Annotated in this window: 19 protein-coding genes; 13 read left to right on the top strand and 6 right to left on the bottom strand. The window is 61.6% G+C overall.

The annotated features are described in order from the left end of the window. Positions 1-33 precede the first annotated feature (33 nt). Positions 34-1,236, bottom strand: a complete 1,203-nt coding sequence (locus LB520_RS04215) for a pyridoxal phosphate-dependent aminotransferase (RefSeq protein ID WP_224636557.1) — start codon at positions 1,234-1,236, stop codon at positions 34-36. A 218-nt stretch (positions 1,237-1,454) separates the two neighbouring features. Here LB520_RS04215 and LB520_RS04210 point away from each other — a divergent pair, with 218 nt between their 5' ends. The 3 genes from LB520_RS04210 (at position 1,455) to LB520_RS04200 (ending at position 3,979) form a co-directional block, all read left to right on the top strand. Then, positions 1,455-2,357, top strand: a complete 903-nt coding sequence (locus LB520_RS04210; protein WP_224606210.1) for an EAL domain-containing protein — start codon at positions 1,455-1,457, stop codon at positions 2,355-2,357. After that, positions 2,354-3,214: an EAL domain-containing protein gene (locus tag LB520_RS04205; protein ID WP_224636556.1), complete on the top strand. Its 861-nt coding sequence runs from the start codon at positions 2,354-2,356 to the stop codon at positions 3,212-3,214. The genes LB520_RS04210 and LB520_RS04205 overlap by 4 nt, the downstream gene beginning before the upstream one ends. A 156-nt stretch (positions 3,215-3,370) precedes the next feature. Further along, positions 3,371-3,979 carry a glutathione S-transferase family protein gene (locus LB520_RS04200; protein WP_224636555.1) on the top strand — a complete coding sequence of 203 codons (609 nt, stop codon included), beginning with the start codon at positions 3,371-3,373 and terminating at the stop codon, positions 3,977-3,979. Between the two features lie 329 nt (positions 3,980-4,308). Here the strand turns inward: LB520_RS04200 and LB520_RS04195 are convergent, their stop codons facing one another. Continuing rightward, positions 4,309-4,521, bottom strand: a complete 213-nt coding sequence (locus tag LB520_RS04195) for a cold-shock protein (protein ID WP_027168154.1) — start codon at positions 4,519-4,521, stop codon at positions 4,309-4,311. 278 nt (positions 4,522-4,799) lie between these two features. Here LB520_RS04195 and LB520_RS04190 point away from each other — a divergent pair, with 278 nt between their 5' ends. Beyond that, entirely contained in the window at positions 4,800-5,126 is a 327-nt protein-coding gene (locus LB520_RS04190) for a hypothetical protein (RefSeq protein ID WP_140838556.1), read from the top strand. Between the two features lie 11 nt (positions 5,127-5,137). Here LB520_RS04190 and LB520_RS04185 read toward each other — a convergent pair whose 3' ends face one another. Beyond that, positions 5,138-5,707 (bottom strand): methylated-DNA--[protein]-cysteine S-methyltransferase, encoded by a 570-nt coding sequence (locus LB520_RS04185; protein ID WP_224636553.1) that lies wholly within the window; start codon positions 5,705-5,707, stop codon positions 5,138-5,140. 165 nt (positions 5,708-5,872) lie between these two features. On the opposite strand from LB520_RS04185, the gene LB520_RS04180 reads away from it, so the two are divergent. The 9 genes from LB520_RS04180 to LB520_RS04140 all read left to right on the top strand — a co-directional run bounded on the left by LB520_RS04180 (position 5,873) and on the right by LB520_RS04140 (position 14,308). Continuing rightward, on the top strand, positions 5,873-6,880 hold the full coding sequence (locus LB520_RS04180) for a lytic transglycosylase domain-containing protein (protein WP_224636552.1): 1,008 nt from the start codon (positions 5,873-5,875) through the stop codon (positions 6,878-6,880). Between the two features lie 35 nt (positions 6,881-6,915). Further along, positions 6,916-7,413 carry a GNAT family N-acetyltransferase gene (locus LB520_RS04175; RefSeq protein ID WP_224636550.1) on the top strand — a complete coding sequence of 166 codons (498 nt, stop codon included), beginning with the start codon at positions 6,916-6,918 and terminating at the stop codon, positions 7,411-7,413. A gap of 421 nt (positions 7,414-7,834) precedes the next feature. Then, entirely contained in the window at positions 7,835-9,091 is a 1,257-nt protein-coding gene (locus LB520_RS04170) for an ABC transporter substrate-binding protein (protein WP_224636549.1), read from the top strand. Between the two features lie 23 nt (positions 9,092-9,114). Then, the gene (locus LB520_RS04165) at positions 9,115-10,029 is read left to right on the top strand and encodes a carbohydrate ABC transporter permease (RefSeq protein ID WP_224636861.1); all 915 of its coding nucleotides are present in this window, start codon (positions 9,115-9,117) and stop codon (positions 10,027-10,029) included. Between the two features lies 1 nt (position 10,030). Further along, complete coding sequence (locus LB520_RS04160; RefSeq protein ID WP_224636548.1) at positions 10,031-10,855, top strand: carbohydrate ABC transporter permease; 825 nt, start codon at positions 10,031-10,033, stop codon at positions 10,853-10,855. 115 nt (positions 10,856-10,970) lie between these two features. Then, positions 10,971-11,726: a DUF899 family protein gene (locus tag LB520_RS04155; protein ID WP_224636547.1), complete on the top strand. Its 756-nt coding sequence runs from the start codon at positions 10,971-10,973 to the stop codon at positions 11,724-11,726. A 114-nt stretch (positions 11,727-11,840) separates the two neighbouring features. Beyond that, positions 11,841-12,395, top strand: coding sequence for a DUF4142 domain-containing protein (locus LB520_RS04150; RefSeq protein WP_224636546.1), 555 nt, complete (start codon positions 11,841-11,843; stop codon positions 12,393-12,395). Positions 12,396-12,643: 248 nt separating this feature from the next. Continuing rightward, positions 12,644-13,036 (top strand): RidA family protein, encoded by a 393-nt coding sequence (locus LB520_RS04145; protein WP_224636545.1) that lies wholly within the window; start codon positions 12,644-12,646, stop codon positions 13,034-13,036. A 615-nt stretch (positions 13,037-13,651) separates the two neighbouring features. Next, a complete protein-coding gene (locus LB520_RS04140; protein ID WP_224636544.1) occupies positions 13,652-14,308 on the top strand; it encodes a hypothetical protein in 657 nt (218 codons plus the stop codon). Here LB520_RS04140 and LB520_RS04135 read toward each other — a convergent pair. From LB520_RS04135 to carB, 3 genes are all read right to left on the bottom strand, one after another. After that, positions 14,305-14,862, bottom strand: coding sequence for an ATP-binding protein (locus tag LB520_RS04135; RefSeq protein ID WP_224636543.1), 558 nt, complete (start codon positions 14,860-14,862; stop codon positions 14,305-14,307). The genes LB520_RS04140 and LB520_RS04135 overlap by 4 nt on opposite strands. Then, a complete protein-coding gene (locus tag LB520_RS04130; RefSeq protein WP_224636542.1) occupies positions 14,859-15,677 on the bottom strand; it encodes a phosphoribosyltransferase in 819 nt (272 codons plus the stop codon). Before LB520_RS04130 ends, LB520_RS04135 begins: the two co-directional genes overlap by 4 nt. Positions 15,678-15,796: 119 nt before the next feature. Then, complete coding sequence (carB, locus tag LB520_RS04125; protein WP_224636541.1) at positions 15,797-19,300, bottom strand: carbamoyl-phosphate synthase large subunit; 3,504 nt, start codon at positions 19,298-19,300, stop codon at positions 15,797-15,799. Between the last annotated feature and the right edge of the window lie 165 nt (positions 19,301-19,465).

Here is a 19,465-nt window from a genome sequence, read left to right as displayed (position 1 = left end):
CGGGTTTTTCTTGCTGGCCGGCCGGGCGGCCGATCAGGTCAGCGACGCGGTAAAGCGCTGGATGCGCGTGCAGGCTTCTTCCAGCAAGGCGTCCGACGTGGCGTAGGAGATGCGGAAGTTCGGTCCGAGGCCGAAGGCCGAGCCGAACACCACCGCGACACCTTCGGCCTCCAGCAGTTCGGAGCAGAAGGTCTCGTCATTGTCGATCGCCTTGCCCGTCTTGGTCTTCTTGCCGATCAGCTGGGCGCAGGACGGGTAGACGTAGAAGGCGCCTTCCGGCGACGGGCAGGAGATGCCGCGCGCCTGGTTGAGCATCGAGACCACAAGGTCGCGCCGGCCCTGGAAGATCGCCTTGTTCCTGGCGATGAAATCCTGCGGTCCGTTGAGCGCCTCGACCGAAGCCCATTGCGCGATGGTGCAGGCGCCCGAGGTCTGCTGGCCCTGGATCATGTCCATCGCCTTGATCAGCGGCACCGGGCCGGCGGCATAGCCGATGCGCCAGCCGGTCATGGCATAGGCTTTCGATACGCCGTTCATGGTCAGCGTGCGCTCATAGAGGTTCGGCTCGACCTCGGCGATGGTCTTGAAGACGAAATCGCCATAGGTCAGGTGCTCATACATGTCGTCGGTCAAGGTCCAGACATGCGGATGCCTGAGCAGCACGTCGGCCAGCGCCCGCAGCTCGGCCTCCGTGTAGGCGGCGCCCGACGGGTTCGACGGCGAGTTCATCAACAGCCATTTGGTCTTCGGCGTGATCGCCTTTTCCAGCACTTCCGCCGTCAGCTTGAAGCCGTTGTCGATCGAGGTGTCGGCGAACACCGACGTGCCGCCGCAGATCGCCACCATTTCGGGATAGCTCACCCAGTAGGGGCGCGGGATGATGACCTCGTCGCCCGGGTTCAGCGTCGCCATGAAGGCGTTGAACAGGATCTGCTTGCCGCCGGTGCCGACGATGGTCTGCTCCGGCCGGTAGTCGAGATTGTTCTCGCGCTTGAATTTTTTCGAGATCGCCTCGCGCAACGGCACGATGCCGGAAACCGGCGGATATTTGGTCTCGCCGCGGCGGATCGCCTCGATCGCCGCATTCTTGATGTTGTCGGGCGTATCGAAGTCCGGCTCGCCGGCGCCGAGGCCGATCACGTCACGGCCGGCATTTTTCAGCTCGCGCGCTTTCTGCGTCACCGCGATGGTCGCGGAAGGCTTAACGCGGGAAAGGGCGTCGGCGAGAAAGGCCATGACGAAATGTCTCCTAGGAAAAGCGGCCAGGAGCGGCCGCGGCGCCTCTCATGTCGCATCATCGCGCGGAGCGCAAGCATTGTGCGATGAGCCAGAGGTCAGGAGGCGTGACCAAAGTCAGCCTGCGTGAGCGGCAACGCTAAATTCATCAACGGCCGGTAAACCCTTGGCTGGCAGGATCGCAGATCGGATTGCGACTATTCGCGGAGCGAGAAACCTTGTCGCGCAGCATCGGGCTCGCCCACATCATCCGTCATGATGACGGCACCTCGACCGGTGTCTGGGGCATCTATACGTTGCAGAGCGCGTTCCAGCCGATTTTCGCCTTCAAGCAGGGCAAGCTCTCGGTCGTCGCTTTCGAAGGGCTGATCCGGCCGTTCCGCGATGGCGAGCCGCAGTCGCCGGGGACATTTTTCGGCACCTGCCCGGCGGCCGACCGGCTGCATATCGAGGCGCTGACGCGCACGCTGCATCTTCTGAACGCCGGCGCCTGCCTACCGCAAGAGGCCTCCATCTTCGTCAATTTCGACCCGTCGGTCTTCACCGATCGCCACATCGCCGACAAGGCCCTGCGCGACATGCGGCTGGTGCTGCACGAAGCCGGCATCGATCCGCGCCGCATCGTCTGCGAGGTCACCGAACAGAAGTCGGCTTCGCAGGAAGCGCTCTACGGTTTTGTCGAGGCGCTGAGGGCCAATGGCTTCAGCATCGCGGTGGACGACTATGGCGCCGATGATTCCGACATCAATCGGATCAAGGAACTCAAGCCAGACATCGTCAAATTCGATGCGAATTGGATCACCCATCTGATGGAGTCCGGCGCCGGCTTCGCCTTGCTGACGGCGATGGTGCAGAGTTTCGAGAACCAGGGCATCCGCACCGTCTTCGAAGGTATCGAGGAAGGCTGGCAGTTGGAGCTCGCCGAGAGGTCCGGCGCCTCCATGGTGCAGGGCTACGTGCTTGCCCGGCCGGAACTTGCCCCCACCAGCTTTCGCGTCTTCGGCAAGGGCGCGCAGCAGCCCTCGAGCGAAGACAGCAAGGCACCGGCCGCCGCAAGCCCGGCGGCCCCAACGCTGCACGGACGGCCGGCAAGGGTGTTCGGGCGCAAGGTCGCGCCATGAGCGGACAATCAGACAGGCGGCGCAACGTCGCCGAGGCGATCTTCACCGACGAGATCGGCCTACAGTTCGGCGTCTATGGCGAGTACCGGCTGTGGAGCGCCTATCAGCCGATCTTCGCGCCGGAGGGCAGGGTGCTCAGAGCCGTCGCCGTCGAGGGGCTGATCGAGCCGCGCCGCGTCGCGCAGCCGGTAGCCGCTTCGGTCTTCTTCGGCAGCATTCCCGCGTCCGATCTTCTGTTTGTCGAAACGATGTGCCGGATGCTGCATCTCGGCAATTACCGCAACATCGGCGTCGAGGAATTGACGCTGTTCTTCAACTATAATCCGACCATCAACGACCATCTCGGACGTGCGCTCGCCGAGATCCGGCTGATGACCAGGCATCTCGGCGATCTGGAGCTTGAGCCCAGCCTGCTGGTCTGCGAGATCACCGAACAGGCAGCCGACGACCAGGTTCTTGCCAGCCTGGTGCGCGAAATGCGGCGCGACGGCATCCGCATCGCCATCGACGACTTCGGCACGGGGCATTCGACCGAAGCGCGCATCGATCTGCTTGCACCCGACATCGTCAAGATCGATGGCGCCTGGTTTGGCGAGCTCTGCCGCCATGCCGCCGCCGAACGCTTCTTCCGGCCGTTGGTGGCGATGCTGCACGAGCGCGGCGCCAAAGTGCTGGTCGAGGGCATCGAGAATGCACAGCACTTGCGCGTCGCGCTCGAGGGCGGCGTCGACCTGCTGCAAGGCTTCCATCTCGCCCGCCCGGCGCTCGCCGGCACGGTCTTCAAGGAAGAACCGCTTTCCATCGACGTCCTCATCGACGCCGGCAACAAGGTCGTGCCCCTGCATCAGCATCGCTGATGCTCGATCCAAAAGACGCATCAGCATCGCTGATGCAGCGAAAAAAATATCAGCGCCGCTGATGGTTCTTCTTGAAAACAAATCACTGGATGGTCTCGCCTGGGCGCGTTAGAGCCGTGCTGAAATGGGCTTCAGGCGACGCGCGAGGTATGTGGGATGATCCTTTACGACATGGCCGACAGCGGCAATTGTTATAAGCCGCGGCTGTTGATGGCCAAGCTCGGCATTCCTTTCACCCGGGTCGAGGTGAGCTCGCATACCGGCGAGACGCGCAAACCAGACTACGTCGCCAAGAATCCGAACGCGATGGTGCCGATGCTCGAGCTCGAGGACGGCAGGCGCATCGCCGAGAGCAACGCCATCCTGCTCTATCTTGCCGAAGGCACGCGCTTCCTGCCCGCCGACAAATATGAACGCGCGCTGGCTTACCAATGGCTGTTCTTCGAGCAATACAGCCACGAGCCCTATATCGCGGTGCGCAAGGCGCTTTTGACTTTTCCGGAACGGGCGAAGGACGCCACGCCTGAACGATTGGCGCAGACGCTGGAGCGCGGCAACAAGGCGCTCGGCGTGATGAACCAGCATCTGGAACGGAACGAATTCTTCGCCGGCAACGCCTATAGCGTCGCCGACATCGCCTTATACGCCTATACCCACACCGCCGGGATGGGCGGCTTCCAGCTCGACGCCTATCCGGCGGTCACCGCCTGGTTGAAGCGCGTCGGGGCGGATAAGGGACATGTGCCGATCGAGTGGGTGCCTTAAGGCAGCGCCGGCGATCGGCGAAAGGCTGGGGACAGCTTCCTTCTCCCGTTCACGGGGAGAAGGAGGCAACTCGCCAAAATCCAGACAACAAAAAAGGCGGGCAATGCCCGCCTTCCTCTGCCGGTAGCCTGATCGGGAGCGTCTGGTCCGGGCCGGCAGCTATCTGCTGTTCCAGCTTGTCGGGTCTTTTCGCTCCGGCGCGCTTCTCGCGCGACCGTCAGTACATCCGTGACTTGCCGCGCGCCCCGAACCTTCGCCCGGTGCGCGCCTTACTTAGTCGCATTTTGCGCCGCTGGCCGTAAAGCCTGCCGCAAAATGCTTAAGCCAAATCAGGCTGCCTTGCTAAGAGACCCAGCAGCGGACTTGCCGGTGCGGCGGTCCTGCTCGATCTCGAAGTTGATTTTCTGGCCTTCAGCCAGGCTCGTCATGCCAGCGCGCTCGACAGCGGAGATGTGGACGAAAACGTCCGCGCCGCCATTGTCAGGCTGGATGAAGCCGTAGCCCTTGGTGGCGTTGAACCACTTGACCGTACCAGTTGCCATATAGAGTGCCCTTCACATTTGCTTTTGTTTGACCGGACCAACGTCCGGCCGGCGGTATCGAAATTTTGGAGATAGACGTCAGCAAACGCGAAGATCGCGGCCCGATCGATCGGCCAAATTCAATGCTGCGGATATAGGATAGTTTGAGCAAGAAAACAAGACGGGTTGCCTGGACGCTGCCCCGCATCCCGGATCGAGCGGAATACAAGCATGGAAGTTTTGACAGCGGTGCCGCGTTGTGAAGGGATGGGATGCTTGCCCTTCCGAGGAGAGAAGCCATGAAAGCCATTCTGCTTGCCGCCTGCTTCCTGCTGCTGGCCGCGGAAGCGCAGGCGGTGACGCGCTACGATCCGACGCGCATGAGCTGCGACCGGGTGCAGGCGACGATCGCCAGACAGGGCGCCGTCATCCTGCGCTACCAGTCGACGCGCGTGCCGGGGCTGCCGCTCTACGACCGCTATGTGCGCGACGAGCGCTTCTGCAACGCGGGCGAAGTGAGGGCACGCGCCTACGTGCCGAGCGCCGACACCCGGTCCTGCATGGTCTATGTCTGCAAGCGTCCGGATTTCGAGCGGCGTTTCCGCCGCCGGTTCCTGCAGGACTGATACGCAGCGCCTTAGAACCCGAACGAAGCCTGCGCCGCCGGCGGCGGGCCGACGCGAACGCCTTCCATGGCCAGCATCCTTTCCTTGGTGGCCGAGCCGCCGGGCGCTGAGAAGCCGCCGATCTTGCCGCCGGCCGCCAGGATGCGATGGCACGGAATGACCAGCGGCACCGGATTGGCGCCGAGCGCCGCGCCCGTTTCGCGCGGAAGGCCCGCATGGCCGGCGCGCTTGGCCAGTGCGCCATAGGTGGTGGTCTCGCCGAAGCCGAGCTTGCGAGCCGCGTCGTAGATGGCGAGGCGGAAATCGTCGACGCCGTCGAGATCGACCGGCACGCTCGAGAAGTCGACGTCCTCGCCGGCCGCATAGGCCTTGATCTTGGCGATCAGATCGACCACCCAGGACGGCTGGTCTGTCGAGGCTGAGACGCCGGGGTGGCGAAGCAGCCGGCGCTCGACCGCTTCGCGGCTGCGCTCCGGCAGGCAAAGCCGGATCAGGCCCTTCTCGCTCCAGGCAATGCCCATGAAGCCGATCACTGTTTCTAACACTGCGTGGCCGGCCGTGATCTGGGATGTGGGTTTCATGGCGTATTCCTTCGGCAAAACAGCGAAAAACGAGTACATATCCAGAACAATATGGCACTTCGGCCCTGTTGTCGCCACCCGAAAACCGCCGGGTGGCCCCGATTGCCGGGTGTGAATCGCTGGTGTAAGGACTCCTTAACAACCGACAAACCGGACCCGCACGGCTTGCCAGCTAAAATCATATTCACCGCGCTCAGCGTGCTCGTAGCCGCTGCTGGTCTCAGCGGCTGTACCTCGACCTCGCAGATGAAGGCCGCGCCCGCGCTTGCGGAAGCCTCGACGCCTGCCGTCGCGGACGATACGCCGACGCTCGCGCTGCCCGAAACGGTGGCCGTGCTGCCGGAACCTTCGGGTCTCGCGCAGGTGCAGACCGCGGCGCTGGCTGGCGATGCCGTCGCCGCGGCGACCACGCCAGGCGCGCCCGCGACGCAAAGCGCGCTCGCGACGCAAAGCGCGCTTTTGCCGCCGCCTGTCCAGCCCGGCGCGCCCGCCGCGGCGCTGGCTCAGCCTGCGGCTTTCGCCGGAGCGACGCCGATAGCCGGCCAGTTTCCGCCGCCGCCGGTGCTGACGGCCGGCGGCTCGCCGACCGGCCCAGGATCCATCAGCCGAGCGGCATCCATCAGCCGAGCGGCGGTCTATACGATCGCGGGCGTGGCCATGCCGGTCACCGGCCAGTCGGCGAAAGTCGCCCCGATGCCCGGCGTCCAGCAGGTCGCCTATATGATGCCGGACAACCCGGCGCTGCTGGCGGCACCCGGCCAGCCCGAGCAGCACGCCAGCGGCCCGCGCGGCGAGATCGAGCGGCTGATCGAGAAATATTCGGCGATCTATGAAGTGCCGGTCGAGCTGGTGCGCCATGTCGTCAACCGCGAGAGCACCTTCAACCCGAAAGCCTACAATCATGGCCATTGGGGGCTGATGCAGATCAAGCACGCGACGGCGCGCGGCATGGGCTATGACGGGCCGGCGGCCGGCCTGTTCGACGCCGAGACCAACCTCAAATACGCGGTGAAATATCTGCGTGGCGCCTGGCTGGTTTCGGGCGGCAACGCCAAGCGGGCCGACACGCTCTACCAGACCGGTTACTACTACGACGCCAAGCGCAAGGGCCTGCTCGAGGCGACGGGGCTTGGCTCCGACCGCAAGCGGCATCGCCTGCAACCCGACGCCTGAGCGGACGGTCCCGCGCGGCGTTTCGAGACAGCGCCATGCATGAAAACACAATTCCCTGCCGGCCGGCTGCCAACGACATCCGCCTGCGCAAGCTGCTCGACGATACACTCACCGCGCCGCACTGGCCGCAGGGCTTCGTCATGCGCGCGTTCGAGCACCGGGATGCGCAGGCTTTGCACGCGCTGCTGGAAGAGGTGTTCGATGACGGCGCCGACGGGCCGTTCGACGAGTGGTGGCCGCGCATTGCCGGCGATGCGGAGTTCAATCCCGCTCTCTGTTTCCTGGCGATCGACGGCAAGGGGCTGCTGGCGGGCGCGGCGCTCTGCTGGACATCCGGTTTCGTCAAGGATCTCGCCGTCCATCCGGAATCGAGACGGCAGGGCCTCGGCGAGGCGCTGATGCGGCAGGTGTTCCTGACCTTTCGCGAGCGCGGGGCGACCCATGTCGATCTCAAGACTAATATTGTGAAGAACACCGCGGCCTTCAGGCTCTACGAGCGGCTCGGCATGATCCCGGTCGACTGGGAAGGCTGACGCCCAAAGCGCGGCGGGCCGGATCGGAGGCTCCCGGCGCGGCGTTGCAATCGCCTGCGCCCGGACATTGTGAACTCCTTCACATAGGCTGACGTTAGGGCATGCTAATTCGTCGTCGTGCCGGGCGGCCGATCGGCGGATCGACGCGGGCAAGGCGTCGGAGGAGGCTGTGCCGGCATGCGTCAGCCACTCCCAGGCGGGCTCCGGGGCGGGGGTTTCGGAGCCCGTCCGCTTTGCGTGAAGCGAGGCGGACGGAACGGGCCGCCGACGCGGCGAGCCACCGAGATCGGCTTCACCGACCTGCTGGCCCGGTCGGCCACGCACAACGCGGGAACCCTAAGCGGCGTCGCGCATTCAACGCAGGGGCCTTGATGAGCCGCGACCTATGCGTCGCCGGTCGCGCAGGGAGGTCCGCAATCCCGTGAAGTTCGTTTCAGCATTCCTGGCCGCCGGCATCCTGCTCGGCGCTGTTCAAGCGCGAGCCGTGGAACTGTCGATCGTGTCGGGCGATACCGGCAACGGCATCAAGGTGCTGCGCGAGATACTCGATCGTTACGAGAAGAAGAGCGGCAACAAGGTCGATATCGTCGTCATTCCGCCTTCGACCACCGACCAGTTCGGCCAGTACCGGCTCTGGCTCGCCGCCGGCAGCAGCGATATCGACATCTACCAGACCGACGTGATCTGGGCGCCGCAGCTTGCCAGCCAGCTGGTCGACCTGACCAAGGCGACAAGGGATGTGGTGGGAGAGCATTTCCCGTCGATCATCCAATCGCAGACGGTCAACGGCAGGCTGGTCGCGCTGCCGATCTTCACCGACGCGCCGGCGCTCTATTACCGCAAGGATCTGCTCGACAAATATGGCGCCAAGGTTCCGACCACCTGGAAGGAGCTCGCCGATACCGCGAAGCTCGTGATGAACAAGGAGCGGGCGGCCGGCAACAAGGGCATCTGGGGCTTCGTCTTCCAGGGCAACGCCTATGAGGGGCTGACCTGCAACGCGCTCGAATGGGTGATGTCGAATGGCGGCGGTCGGATCATCGAGCCGGACGGTGAAATCTCCATCGACAATCCAAAGGCGGCCGCGGCGCTCGACATGGTCAAGGGCTGGATCGGCACGATAGCGCCGCCGGGCGTGCTTGCCTATCAGGAGGAGGAAGCGCGCGGCGTCTGGCAGACCGGCAATGCCGTCTTCATGCGCAACTGGCCCTATGCCTATGCGCTCGGCAACAGCGAGAATTCGCCGATCAAGGGCAAGTTCGACGTTGCGCCGCTGCCGGCGGGCGAAGGCGGGCGGCCGGTCGCCACGCTGGGCGGTTGGAACCTTGCGGTGTCCAGATATTCGAAACATCCAGACGAGGCGATCGAGCTGGTCAAGTTCATCGCGTCGCGCGAGATGCAGAAATACCGGACGCTGAGAACGTCCAACCTGCCGACCATCCCGGCGCTCTATGACGACCCCGACATCGCCCGGCAGCAGCCGATCGTGCCGCGCTGGAAAGAGATTTTTCTCAACGCGCAGCCAAGGCCGTCGGCAACCGCCAGGATCAAGTACAACGAGGCATCCAGCCAGTTCTGGACTGCCGTGCACGACACGATCTCCGGCCAGGGCGGCGCCGCCGACAATCTGGCCGATCTCGGCGCGAGGCTGACCAGGCTGAAAGGCAAGGGCTGGTGAGCGCGGCAAGGCGATCGCCGCTGATGCGCCGGCGCGTGCGCACGGCCTGGCTGTTCCTTGCGCCGATGCTTCTCGTGCTCGCCGCCGTCGCTGGCTGGCCGTTCCTGCGCACGGTCTATTACGGTTTCACCGATGCTTCGCTGGCGGACATCGACGCGCGGCAATGGGTGGGCTTCGACAATTACTTTTCGGTGCTGCGCCTGCCGAGCGGCCGCCTGCTCTATGACGGGTTGCTCGTCGATCCGGTCTGGTGGCGCGCGGTGTGGAACACGGTGCGCTTTGCCGTGGTTTCGGTGGCCTGCGAGACGGTGCTGGGCATGATCGTGGCGCTTGCGCTCAACACCGAATTCCCGGGACGCGGCATCGTGCGGGCCGCCATCCTCATTCCCTGGGCGATCCCGACCATCGTCTCGGCCAAGATGTGGCAGTGGATGCTCAACGACCAGTTCGGCATCATCAATGTCGCGCTTCTCAATCTCGGCCTGATCGACACCAAGATCGCCTGGACCGCCAATGCCGATACCGCGATGATCGCCGTGCTGATCGTCGACATCTGGAAGACGACGCCATTCATGGCGCTGCTGATCCTGGCGGCCCTGCAGATGCTGCCGCGCGAGATCCTCGAGGTGGCGAAGCTGGACGGCGCGAACCCGTGGCAGATCTTCTGGCGCGTGACGCTGCCGCTGATCCGGCCGGCAGTGATGGTGGCGGTGATCTTCCGCGCGCTCGACGCGCTGCGCATCTTTGACCTGATCTATGTGCTGACGCCGAACAACGTGCAGACCAAGTCGATGTCGATCTTCGCGCGCGAGAACCTGTTCGAGTTCGACAAGTTCGCCTATGGCTCGGCCGCCTCGACGCTGCTTTTCCTGATCATCGGCCTGCTCACCATCGCCTATATCCGCATCGGCCGGTTGAGTTTCGAGGGAGGGCGCTGACATGAAAATGCTGAGGCGCGCCGGCTTCTACTTACTGCTCCTGGCGATCGTTTTCGTCGCGGTGTTTCCGTTCTACTACGCAATCGTCACCAGCCTGAAATCGGGAACAGAGCTGTTCCAGGCAGGCCTGTGGCCGCAATCGTTCAGCCTTGCCAATTACCGCAACGTGCTGACCGAAGGTCCCTTCCTGCGCAATCTCGTCAATTCGCTGATCGTCTCCGGCGCGGTCGTGGCGGTCTCGCTGCTGCTCGGCGTCACCGCGGCCTATGCGCTGGCGCGCATCCGCTTCCGCGGGCGCTCGGCGCTGATGCTGGCCATCCTGTCGGTCTCGATGTTTCCGCAGGTCGCGGCACTTGCCGGGCTGTTCGAGATCATCCGGGCGCTGCATCTCTACAATTCGCTCTTGGCGCTTATCCTGTCCTACATGATCTTCACGCTGCCGTTCACGGTCTGGGTGCTCACCACTTTCGTGCGCGACCTGCCGGTCGAGATCGAGGAGGCGGCGATCCTCGACGGCGCCGGGCCCTGGACCATCCTCACGCGCATCTTCCTGCCGCTGATGTGGCCGGCGCTCGCCACCACCGGGCTGCTTGCCTTCATCAGCGCCTGGAACGAATTCCTGTTCGCGCTCACCTTCACCTCCACCAACACGCAGCGCACCGTGCCGGTGGCGATCGCGCTGCTCTCCGGCAATTCGCAGTTCGAGATTCCGTGGGGCAACATCATGGCCGCCTCGGTGATCGTCACCGTGCCGCTGGTGGTGCTGGTGCTCGTCTTCCAGCGCAGGATCGTGTCGGGTCTCACGGCTGGCGGCGTCAAAGGCTAGATGCGACGCGAAAAATGAAGGGAAAGCGTGCGCCGAAATGTCGGATCGGGTCGCGGCGAGCCGTCCTTGGATCGTAGAGCAACCCGCGCCGGGACGCCGGCGCCAGGAGACGATCATGATCACCTTTCCCAATGAATCCGCCAAATATCGCACTGCGCGCGAAAAATTGCTGCGCAAGGAAATCGAGCTGCGCCGCGCCATGGAAGCGGTGGCGGAGGCAAGGCGCGCTTTGCCGCCGGGCGGTTTGGTGCCGCAGGACTATGTGTTCGACGCCCTGGACGACCAGGGCCAGCCGGCGAAAGTCAAGCTGTCGGACCTGTTCGCGCCGGGCAAGGATACGCTGATCCTCTATCAGATGATGTTCCCGCGTCACCCGCAGGAGACGCGCGAGGTGGCGAAAGGCGGCGAGACGGCGAAGCTTGCCCGGCAGGACCAGCCATGCCCCTCCTGCACGGCGCTGCTCGACCAGTTCGACGGCGCGATCGGCCATCTCGAAGCGGCGGGTTTCAACTTCGCCGTGGTGGCCAAGACCAAGCTCGACAATCTGGTAGCGCTTGGCCGCGACCGCGGCTGGCGAAACATGCGGCTAGTCTCGTCGGCGGGCAACGCTTTCAAGCGAGACTACAACTCCGAAACCGCCGAGGGCGCGCAGATACCGCTGCTTTCGGTGTTCCACCGCGATGGTGACGGCATCCGGCATTTCTGGTCGTCGGAGCTCGACTTCGCGCCATCGGACCCAGGCCAGGACCCGCGCGGCATCGGCACCTGCGAGATCCTGTGGAACCTGATGGATTTCACGCCCGAAGGCCGGCCGAACTGGCACGAGCAGCTGCAATATGCCGGGCACGCCGCCGGCGCGCACTGCCACTGATGGCGATGCGGGCGCCCGGCCCGCGCGCTTCTTTTCGAGGCAACCTCTTAGGCAACCCTGGGGCCGGTGCCGCGTTGGGGAAGGCGGAGGGGCTGTTTCGGATCGGAGATCGAGATGAAAACGCTGCTGCCCCTGGTCGCCGTCGCGCTTCTTGCCGGCGCGCCCGCCGCGTTCGCCCAGTCGGACAACTCAGACGCCGTGGGACCGATGGTGACCGAGAACAAGGTCGACACCCAGACCTTCGTCACGACGGTGCCGAATGCCAACATGTTCGAGATCGAGTCGAGCAAGCTGGCGCAAGAGAAGTCGGCGTCGGCCGACGTCAAGGCTTTCGCCGCGCAGATGATCAAGGATCACAGCAAGGCGGCCGAGGATTTCAAGACAGCGCTCAGCCAGGGCCAGACCACCGCATCGATCAAGCCGGCCGGCCCGGCGTTGCAGCCGAAGGAACAGCAGATGCTCGGCGAGTTGAAGGGCGCGAGCGGCAAGGAGTTCGACGCCAAATACATCAAGATGCAGACCGACGCGCATAAGGATGCGGTGGCGCTGTTTTCCACCTATGCCAAATCCGGCGACGACCCGGCGATGAAGGAATTCGCCAAGAAGACGCTGCCGGTGCTGAAGATGCACGAGAAGCACGTGAAGGAACTGGCGGTCGCGCATCAGTGAGGGCTTTGCCTTCTCCCCTTGTGGGAGAAGGTGGCCGCGAAGCGGCCGGATGAGGGGTGTTCCAGCGGAGTGAGACGCTGGCAATAAGCCATACGGTCACGGTTGGACGAGCGGTTTTGCCAGGCTGGAACACCCCTCATCCGTCTCGGCGCTGCGTGCCGATCCACCTTCCCCCACAAGGGGGGAAGGGAAGACTGGCGTTCCCTCGCTGCCGCGATAAGCTCGCGCGCAACAAAGGGAGGACCGCCATGGACAAGGAAGTTATCGAAGTGCCCGTGATGTCGGCGAAAGTGCGCTCGCTCGGCCTGCCCTGCTCGACGGCGGTGCGGGCCAACGGCTTCGTGTTCATCTCGGCGACGCCGCCGGTCGATATGGTGACCGGCGAGATGGTGCGCGGCGACATCGAGACCCAGACCGAGGCGTCGCTGAAAGCGCTGAAACATTGCCTGGAAGCGGCCGGCACCACACTGGATAAGGTGGTGATGGTGCGCATCTACGCCGTCAATTCCGGCTTCTACAACGCCATCAACCGGGTTTATGCGCGGTATTTTGCCACCAACCCGCCAGCGCGCAGTTTCGTGCCGGTGGCGTCATGGCCGATGGAGTTCGATATTGAGATCGAGTGCGTGGCGGTGGCATGAGGTTCGGCAACACAAAGGAATGGATTGTGCGGTTTCACCATGCGCTCTATCTGTCGGTAGCATCGGCAAACTGCCGAGTGGTTAGGCGCGTTGGTTCATGATAGGTTTTGCGACTTGTCGATCTGTCAAGCAGGCTTTGATTCGGTTGCGATAGGGCGGTTTGGGTAGGCGCTTACGTTTATAGATGATTACCAAGTACAATGAGCTTTTCTCTGAGAGCGATGTAGCGCATGTCGCGTGCGTGTGTGTTATGATGTACGCCGGTAAGGTTTCGAGTGATATTCGTGAGCGATCTGGCGGTTTTGAGATTCTCCTAAAGGACAGGGTAGTTACGGTATCCGAAAATGCTGCGCTCGGATACTCGATATATTTTGTAGATTTAGATCGTCGGTTTTATACTGATTTTTCTTTGCCTTCCAATTTGGAGGTCAGCTTTTCAACGTTTAGAAATGCGATAATTTATTCTATTGATCAATCTGATAATATTGCCTTTGAACCTATGAGCAGACGGCGTGATATTATATTGCGGCAAGCCGATAAATTTCGTCTATCAGAGCGCGATTTTAGGTTTCTTCTTTCGAATTCACGAGTGCTAGAAAAGGTCATGTCTCTCTGATGGGTAAAATAATAGCAATCGAAGGCGTTGATGGAGCCGGAAAATTTACAATATCCAAGGCGCTAAAAACTCTGGCCGATGCCCATGGAAAAGTCGCGAATATAATTTCTTTTCCAAGGTACTCTGAAACCATCGCTGGGCGGGCACTCGGTGATTTTTTATCTGGGAGAACATATGTCCCTGACGACGCTAGATCTATCGCCACTCTTTATGCAATGGACAGATTTGAATCAAAGGCCTTGATTGCCAGTAGTCTGTCAAATTCCGATTTGTTGATATTTGATAGATATATTGCTTCCAACGTAGCTTACCAAGCCTCCAAGGTGGAGCCCGGTCGGGCAACTGAAATGATACAATGGATATCAAATCTTGAGTTGAATGTCTACGAGCTTCCAGCGCCCAATCTAAACGTATATTTACGAATTTCATCCGAAGCATCCGCAAGAAATGTTCTGAAGAAGCCGAGACGTGCATATACCGAACTCGAAGCGGATAGGCATGAGGCAGATAATTCGCTGCTTTCAAGAGTCTCGATTATGTATGAAAAATTAGCGGCGGAATCGATTTTAGGGAACTGGTTCACTGTTGACGTGGACTTCGGCTCGAGCCTCAGAAGCCCGGAGGAAATTGCTGTCGAAATTTGGAGCAACATCTAGTTTTTTGAAGATCTCACCGACTTATATATGATGGTCGCTCTGTCTTCTTTGTCGAAGGGTAGCTTAACATAATCAAGGCTAAGCTTTTCAAGCGCTTCTAAGCAGTGGGTTTCCATCTTTCGACGGTATGCTGGATCCGAAACTCGCAGCGAGTCAGCCTCAATTGGAACGTCATGGTTGACTGGGCAAAAAAAGACTTTTTCATAAGTGGAACACCACTGCTTCAGCGCGGGGAAGAAAGCATCTAAAAATCGGTCTGACGAAGGCGCCTTTTCCAAGATATCAAGGAAATGAGAAAATATATCTGGGATACCCCTGTCGCAGATTGTAATTGCAGACGCTTCTTTATTGATTTCGATCTCGCTGCAGATTTGTTGGCAATAGAGCCAGGCAGTGGTTTCGAACGCCTGAAGTTTATTCAGCGCGAAGGGTGCCTTTCGAGCAACCTCCTCCACTATCGACACCTTCTCTCCGTAGGTCTCTAAGAGCTTTTTTGTTGCCATTACAGTCTCAGTTTTACCCGCCGAGAAAGCCCCGCATATCAGTATCTTCACTTTTCTATTTTCCCATTTTTTCGAAACTTTACTATAGAGTGAAGCGTTACCCCTCTGTTCTCTAAAACAAGGCGTGGATCTTTGATCTCAGGCTCAAAAATCACAAGAAATTCTGTTGCCTTAAGGTCAAACTTCTTAAGGTCATCTATCAATTTCATCGCCTTCGCGCCTCCCGTGGTGCTGTCGTCGACGATAATACCAACAGAGTTTTTTGGAGGTTGCGTTGTCGCATCGAAGTATGCGGAGAATTCGGCTGGCTCAACCTCAAATTTTTGTCTCGAGTTATGAACAACCAAAGGCAAGTTTAATATTTTCGACATCTCATATGCAATGAAAGGGCTTCCGCTTTTCGGCGTAACTATAAACGTAAAGTTCGAATTCTTGAGGTCAATATCACTGTTTAACTTTTCTCGCCAGAAGGTCACAAGACGTTTGGCGTAGCGCTCGGCAATGTCGGAGGATACCGTTGCGCCCATTAGGTCGATGAATCCGTTTGACTGAGTAGAATTAACGGAGCCGACGTTGACTTTCTTTGGAATTTTTATGGATCTAAGGTCACGTATCGTTCCAGAGTACAGATCATCCTTACTATAGAAATATTGAAACAGGCTAGAAACATTTCTCCTTTTAACCGTTTTTGCGTCGATTCCCATCTCTCGCAAAATTTCCAAAGTAAACGCGGCTCTGTTTCTGTTCAATCGTTTTGATATAAATTCTGGAAGGAAGCCAACAAATTCTAGAACCGATAAGACCGTCGCGATGGAGAGGATTATCGTGATTAATATTATAAATGGATCGTCGGTAGGTATGGCCATAGCATTGTAACCCCAGTGTCCCTAACGACGTGGGGTAACATACTCTGTTAGGTTTCACCATCCTTGAGGCTGCTGCGCGTGTCGTGCCGTGGAGTGGCGCGAGATGGCGCCTGGTCAACTCACCCAAAATACTCCTGCAGCGGCCGCACCTCCAGATTCCCCGCTCGCAGAGCCGCAATCGCCTCGGCCACCGCCGCTGCACCCGACAGCGTCGTGTAATACGGCACCTTCTGCATCAGCGTTGCCCTGCGCAGCGACTTCGAGTCCGAAACCGCCTTCTGGCCGTCCGTCGTGTTGAAGACGATCTGGACCTGGCGGTTGCGGATGGCGTCCTCGATGTGGGGGCGGCCTTCGAGCACCTTGTTGATCTTTTCGGCCGTCACGCCGTTCTCGGCAAGGAAGCGGGCAGTGCCGGAGGTGGCGAGCACTTTAAAACCCTGGCCGGCGAGGCGCTTGACGGCCGGCAGGATGCCCTTCTTGTCCTCGTCGCGCACGGAGACGAACAGCGTGCCGGAGCGTGGCAGGTCGACACCCGCTCCTAACTGGCTCTTGGCGAAGGCCAGCGCAAAGTCGCGGTCGAGGCCCATGACCTCGCCGGTCGAGCGCATTTCCGGGCCGAGCAGGATGTCGACGCCGGGGAAACGGGCGAAGGGGAAGACGGCTTCCTTGACCGCGATGTGGCCAGGGTTGCGCGCGTCGGGCATGGCGCCGTAATGGGCGAAGGCGTTTTCCAGCGTCTCGCCGGCCATGATGCGGGCGGCGATCTTGGCGATCGGACGCCCGATGGTCTTGGCGACGAAGGGCACGGTGCGCGAGGCGCGGGGGTTCACCTCCAGCACATAGACCGTGCCGTCCTTAATCGCATATTGCACGTTCATCAGGCCGCCGACATTGAGCGCGCGGGCCAAGGCCGCCGTCTGCCGCTCCAGCTCGTCGACAAGGTCGGAGGGCAGCGAGTGAACGGGGAGCGAGCAGGCGCTATCGCCCGAATGGATACCGGCTTCCTCGATATGCTCCAGAATGCCGGAGACGAAGGTATCCTTGCCGTCGCACAGGCAATCGACATCGACTTCGATGGCGCCTGAGAGATAGGTGTCGAACAGCAGCGGGTTCTTGCCCAGCAAGGTGTTGATCTGGCCGGTCTTGTCGTTGGGGTATTTCTGCTTGATGTCCTCCGGCACCAGGCCGGGCACGGTGTCGAGCAGATAGGTCTGCAGCATGCCTTCGTCATGGATGATCTGCATGGCGCGGCCGCCGAGCACATAGGACGGGCGCACCACCAGCGGGAAGCCGAGCTCGCCGGCGACGAGGCGTGCCTGCTCGACCGAATAGGCGATGCCGTTCTTCGGCTGGCTGAGGTTCAGCTTGTGCAAGAGCTTCTGGAAGCGGTCGCGGTCCTCCGCCAGGTCGATCATGTCGGGCGAGGTGCCGAGGATCGGGATGCCGGCCTTCTCCAGCGCGTCGGCCAGCTTCAGCGGCGTCTGGCCGCCGAACTGGACGATGACGCCGACCAGCTCGCCGGACGCCTGCTCGGCGCGCAGGATCTCCAGCACGTCCTCCGCCGTCAGCGGATCGAAATAGAGCCGGTCTGAGGTGTCGTAGTCGGTCGAGACCGTCTCCGGGTTGCAGTTGATCATGATCGCTTCATAGCCGGCGTCGCGCAATGCGAAGGCGGCATGACAGCAGCAATAGTCGAACTCGATGCCCTGGCCGATGCGGTTCGGGCCGCCGCCGAGGATGACGACCTTCTTGCGCGACGACACGCGCGCCTCGTTGGCGGGCTCGCCGACGAAGGGCACTTCATAGGTCGAGTACATATAGGCGGTCGGCGAGGCGAATTCGGCGGCGCAGGTGTCGATGCGCTTGTAGACCGGATGAACGTCGAGCTTTTGCCTAGCCTTCTGAATCGCTTCCGCGTCGGTCTTCGTCAGCGACGCGAGGCGGGCGTCGGAAAAGCCCATCGCCTTCAGCATGCGCAGATTGACAGCGTCCTGCGGCAGGCCGTGCTCGCGGACGCGTTCCTCCATGGCGATGATGCCGGCGATCTGCTCGAGGAACCACGGGTCGATCTTGCACATGGCGTGCACGTCTTCCAGCGAGGTGCCCATGCGGATCGCCTGCGCCACCATGCGCAGCCGGTCCGGCGTCGGCGTGCCGAGCGCGGCGCGGATCGCGTTGCGGTCGTCGGTGTGGCTGGCGGCGGTGCTCCCGTGGCCAAGGCCCGGAATCTCGATCTCATCCAATCCGGTGAGACCGGTTTCCAGTCCGCGCAAAGCCTTCTGCAGCGATTCCTGAAAAGTGCGGCCGATGGCCATCACTTCGCCCACCGACTTCATGGCAGTGGTCAGCACCGGCTCGGCGCCCGGGAATTTCTCGAAGGCAAAGCGCGGTATCTTCGTCACCACGTAGTCGATGGTCGGCTCGAACGAGGCCGGCGTCGCGCCGCCGGTGATATCGTTCTCCAGCTCGTCCAGCGTGTAGCCGACGGCAAGCTTGGCCGCGACCTTGGCGATCGGGAAGCCGGTGGCCTTGGAGGCAAGCGCCGACGAGCGCGAGACGCGCGGGTTCATCTCGATGACCACCAGCCGGCCGTCGGCCGGGTTGACGGCGAACTGCACGTTGGAGCCGCCGGTCTCGACGCCGATCTCGCGCAGCACCGCGATCGAGGCGTTGCGCATCATCTGGTATTCCTTGTCGGTCAAGGTCAGCGCCGGCGCGACGGTGATGCTGTCGCCGGTATGCACGCCCATCGGATCGAGGTTCTCGATCGAGCAGATGATGATGCAATTGTCCGCCTTGTCGCGGACGACCTCCATCTCATACTCCTTCCAGCCGAGCACGCTCTCCTCGATCAGCACCTCGGTGGTGGGCGAGGCATCGAGGCCGGACTGGACGATGTCGTAGAATTCGGCGCGGTTGTAGGCGATGCCGCCGCCGGTGCCGCCCATGGTGAAGGAGGGGCGGATGATGGCCGGCAGGCCGACATGGTCGAGCGCCTGGGCGGCGATCGCCATGGCGTGGCTGATATAGCGCTGCTTGCGGTCGCCTTCGCCGAGGTTCCAGCGGGTTTCCAGCGCATCGAGCGCGGCGTCGAGGTTTTCGGGATGTTCGGCCTTCAGCGCGGCGCGCTCGGCCTCATGCGTCTTGCGGTCGGCGTTCTTGACGTCGGTGGCGTTGGCCAGCATCGACTTCGGCGTTTCCAGCCCGATCTTGCTCATCGCCTCGCGGAACAGCGCGCGGTCCTCGGCCTTGTCGATGGCGGCCGCGTCGGCGCCGATCATCTCCACTTGATAGCGCTCGAGCACGCCCATGCGGCGCAGCGACAGCGCCGTGTTGAGCGCGGTCTGGCCGCCCATGGTCGGCAGCAGCGCGTCTGGCCGCTCCTTGGCGATGATCTTGGCCACCACTTCGGGCGTGATCGGTTCGATATAGGTGGCGTCGGCCAGCTCCGGATCGGTCATGATGGTGGCCGGATTGGAGTTGACCAGGATGACGCGGAAGCCCTCTTCCTTCAGCGCCTTGCAGGCCTGGGTGCCGGAATAGTCGAACTCGCAAGCCTGGCCGATGACGATGGGGCCGGCCCCGATGATCAGGATCGACTTGATGTCGGTGCGTCTTGGCATGTCTACGGGTTCCGTTCGGCGAGCAGCTTGCACGAAAAACCGGGCGGGAAGGACCCGGCCGGTTGTGTTTGCGATTCTGGTATCAGGCTAGGAGGGCCTTATAGGGAAGAGTTTTGGCGGATGTAACCCCGAAAATGAGGGAGTAGGGGAGTAGGGGAGTAGGGG

The organism is Mesorhizobium sp. CA12 (assembly GCF_020165255.1).
Lineage (GTDB): Bacteria > Pseudomonadota > Alphaproteobacteria > Rhizobiales > Rhizobiaceae > Mesorhizobium.
The sequence above is the reverse complement of the archived record's forward strand: the minus strand, read 5'-3'. Positions and strand labels throughout refer to the sequence as shown.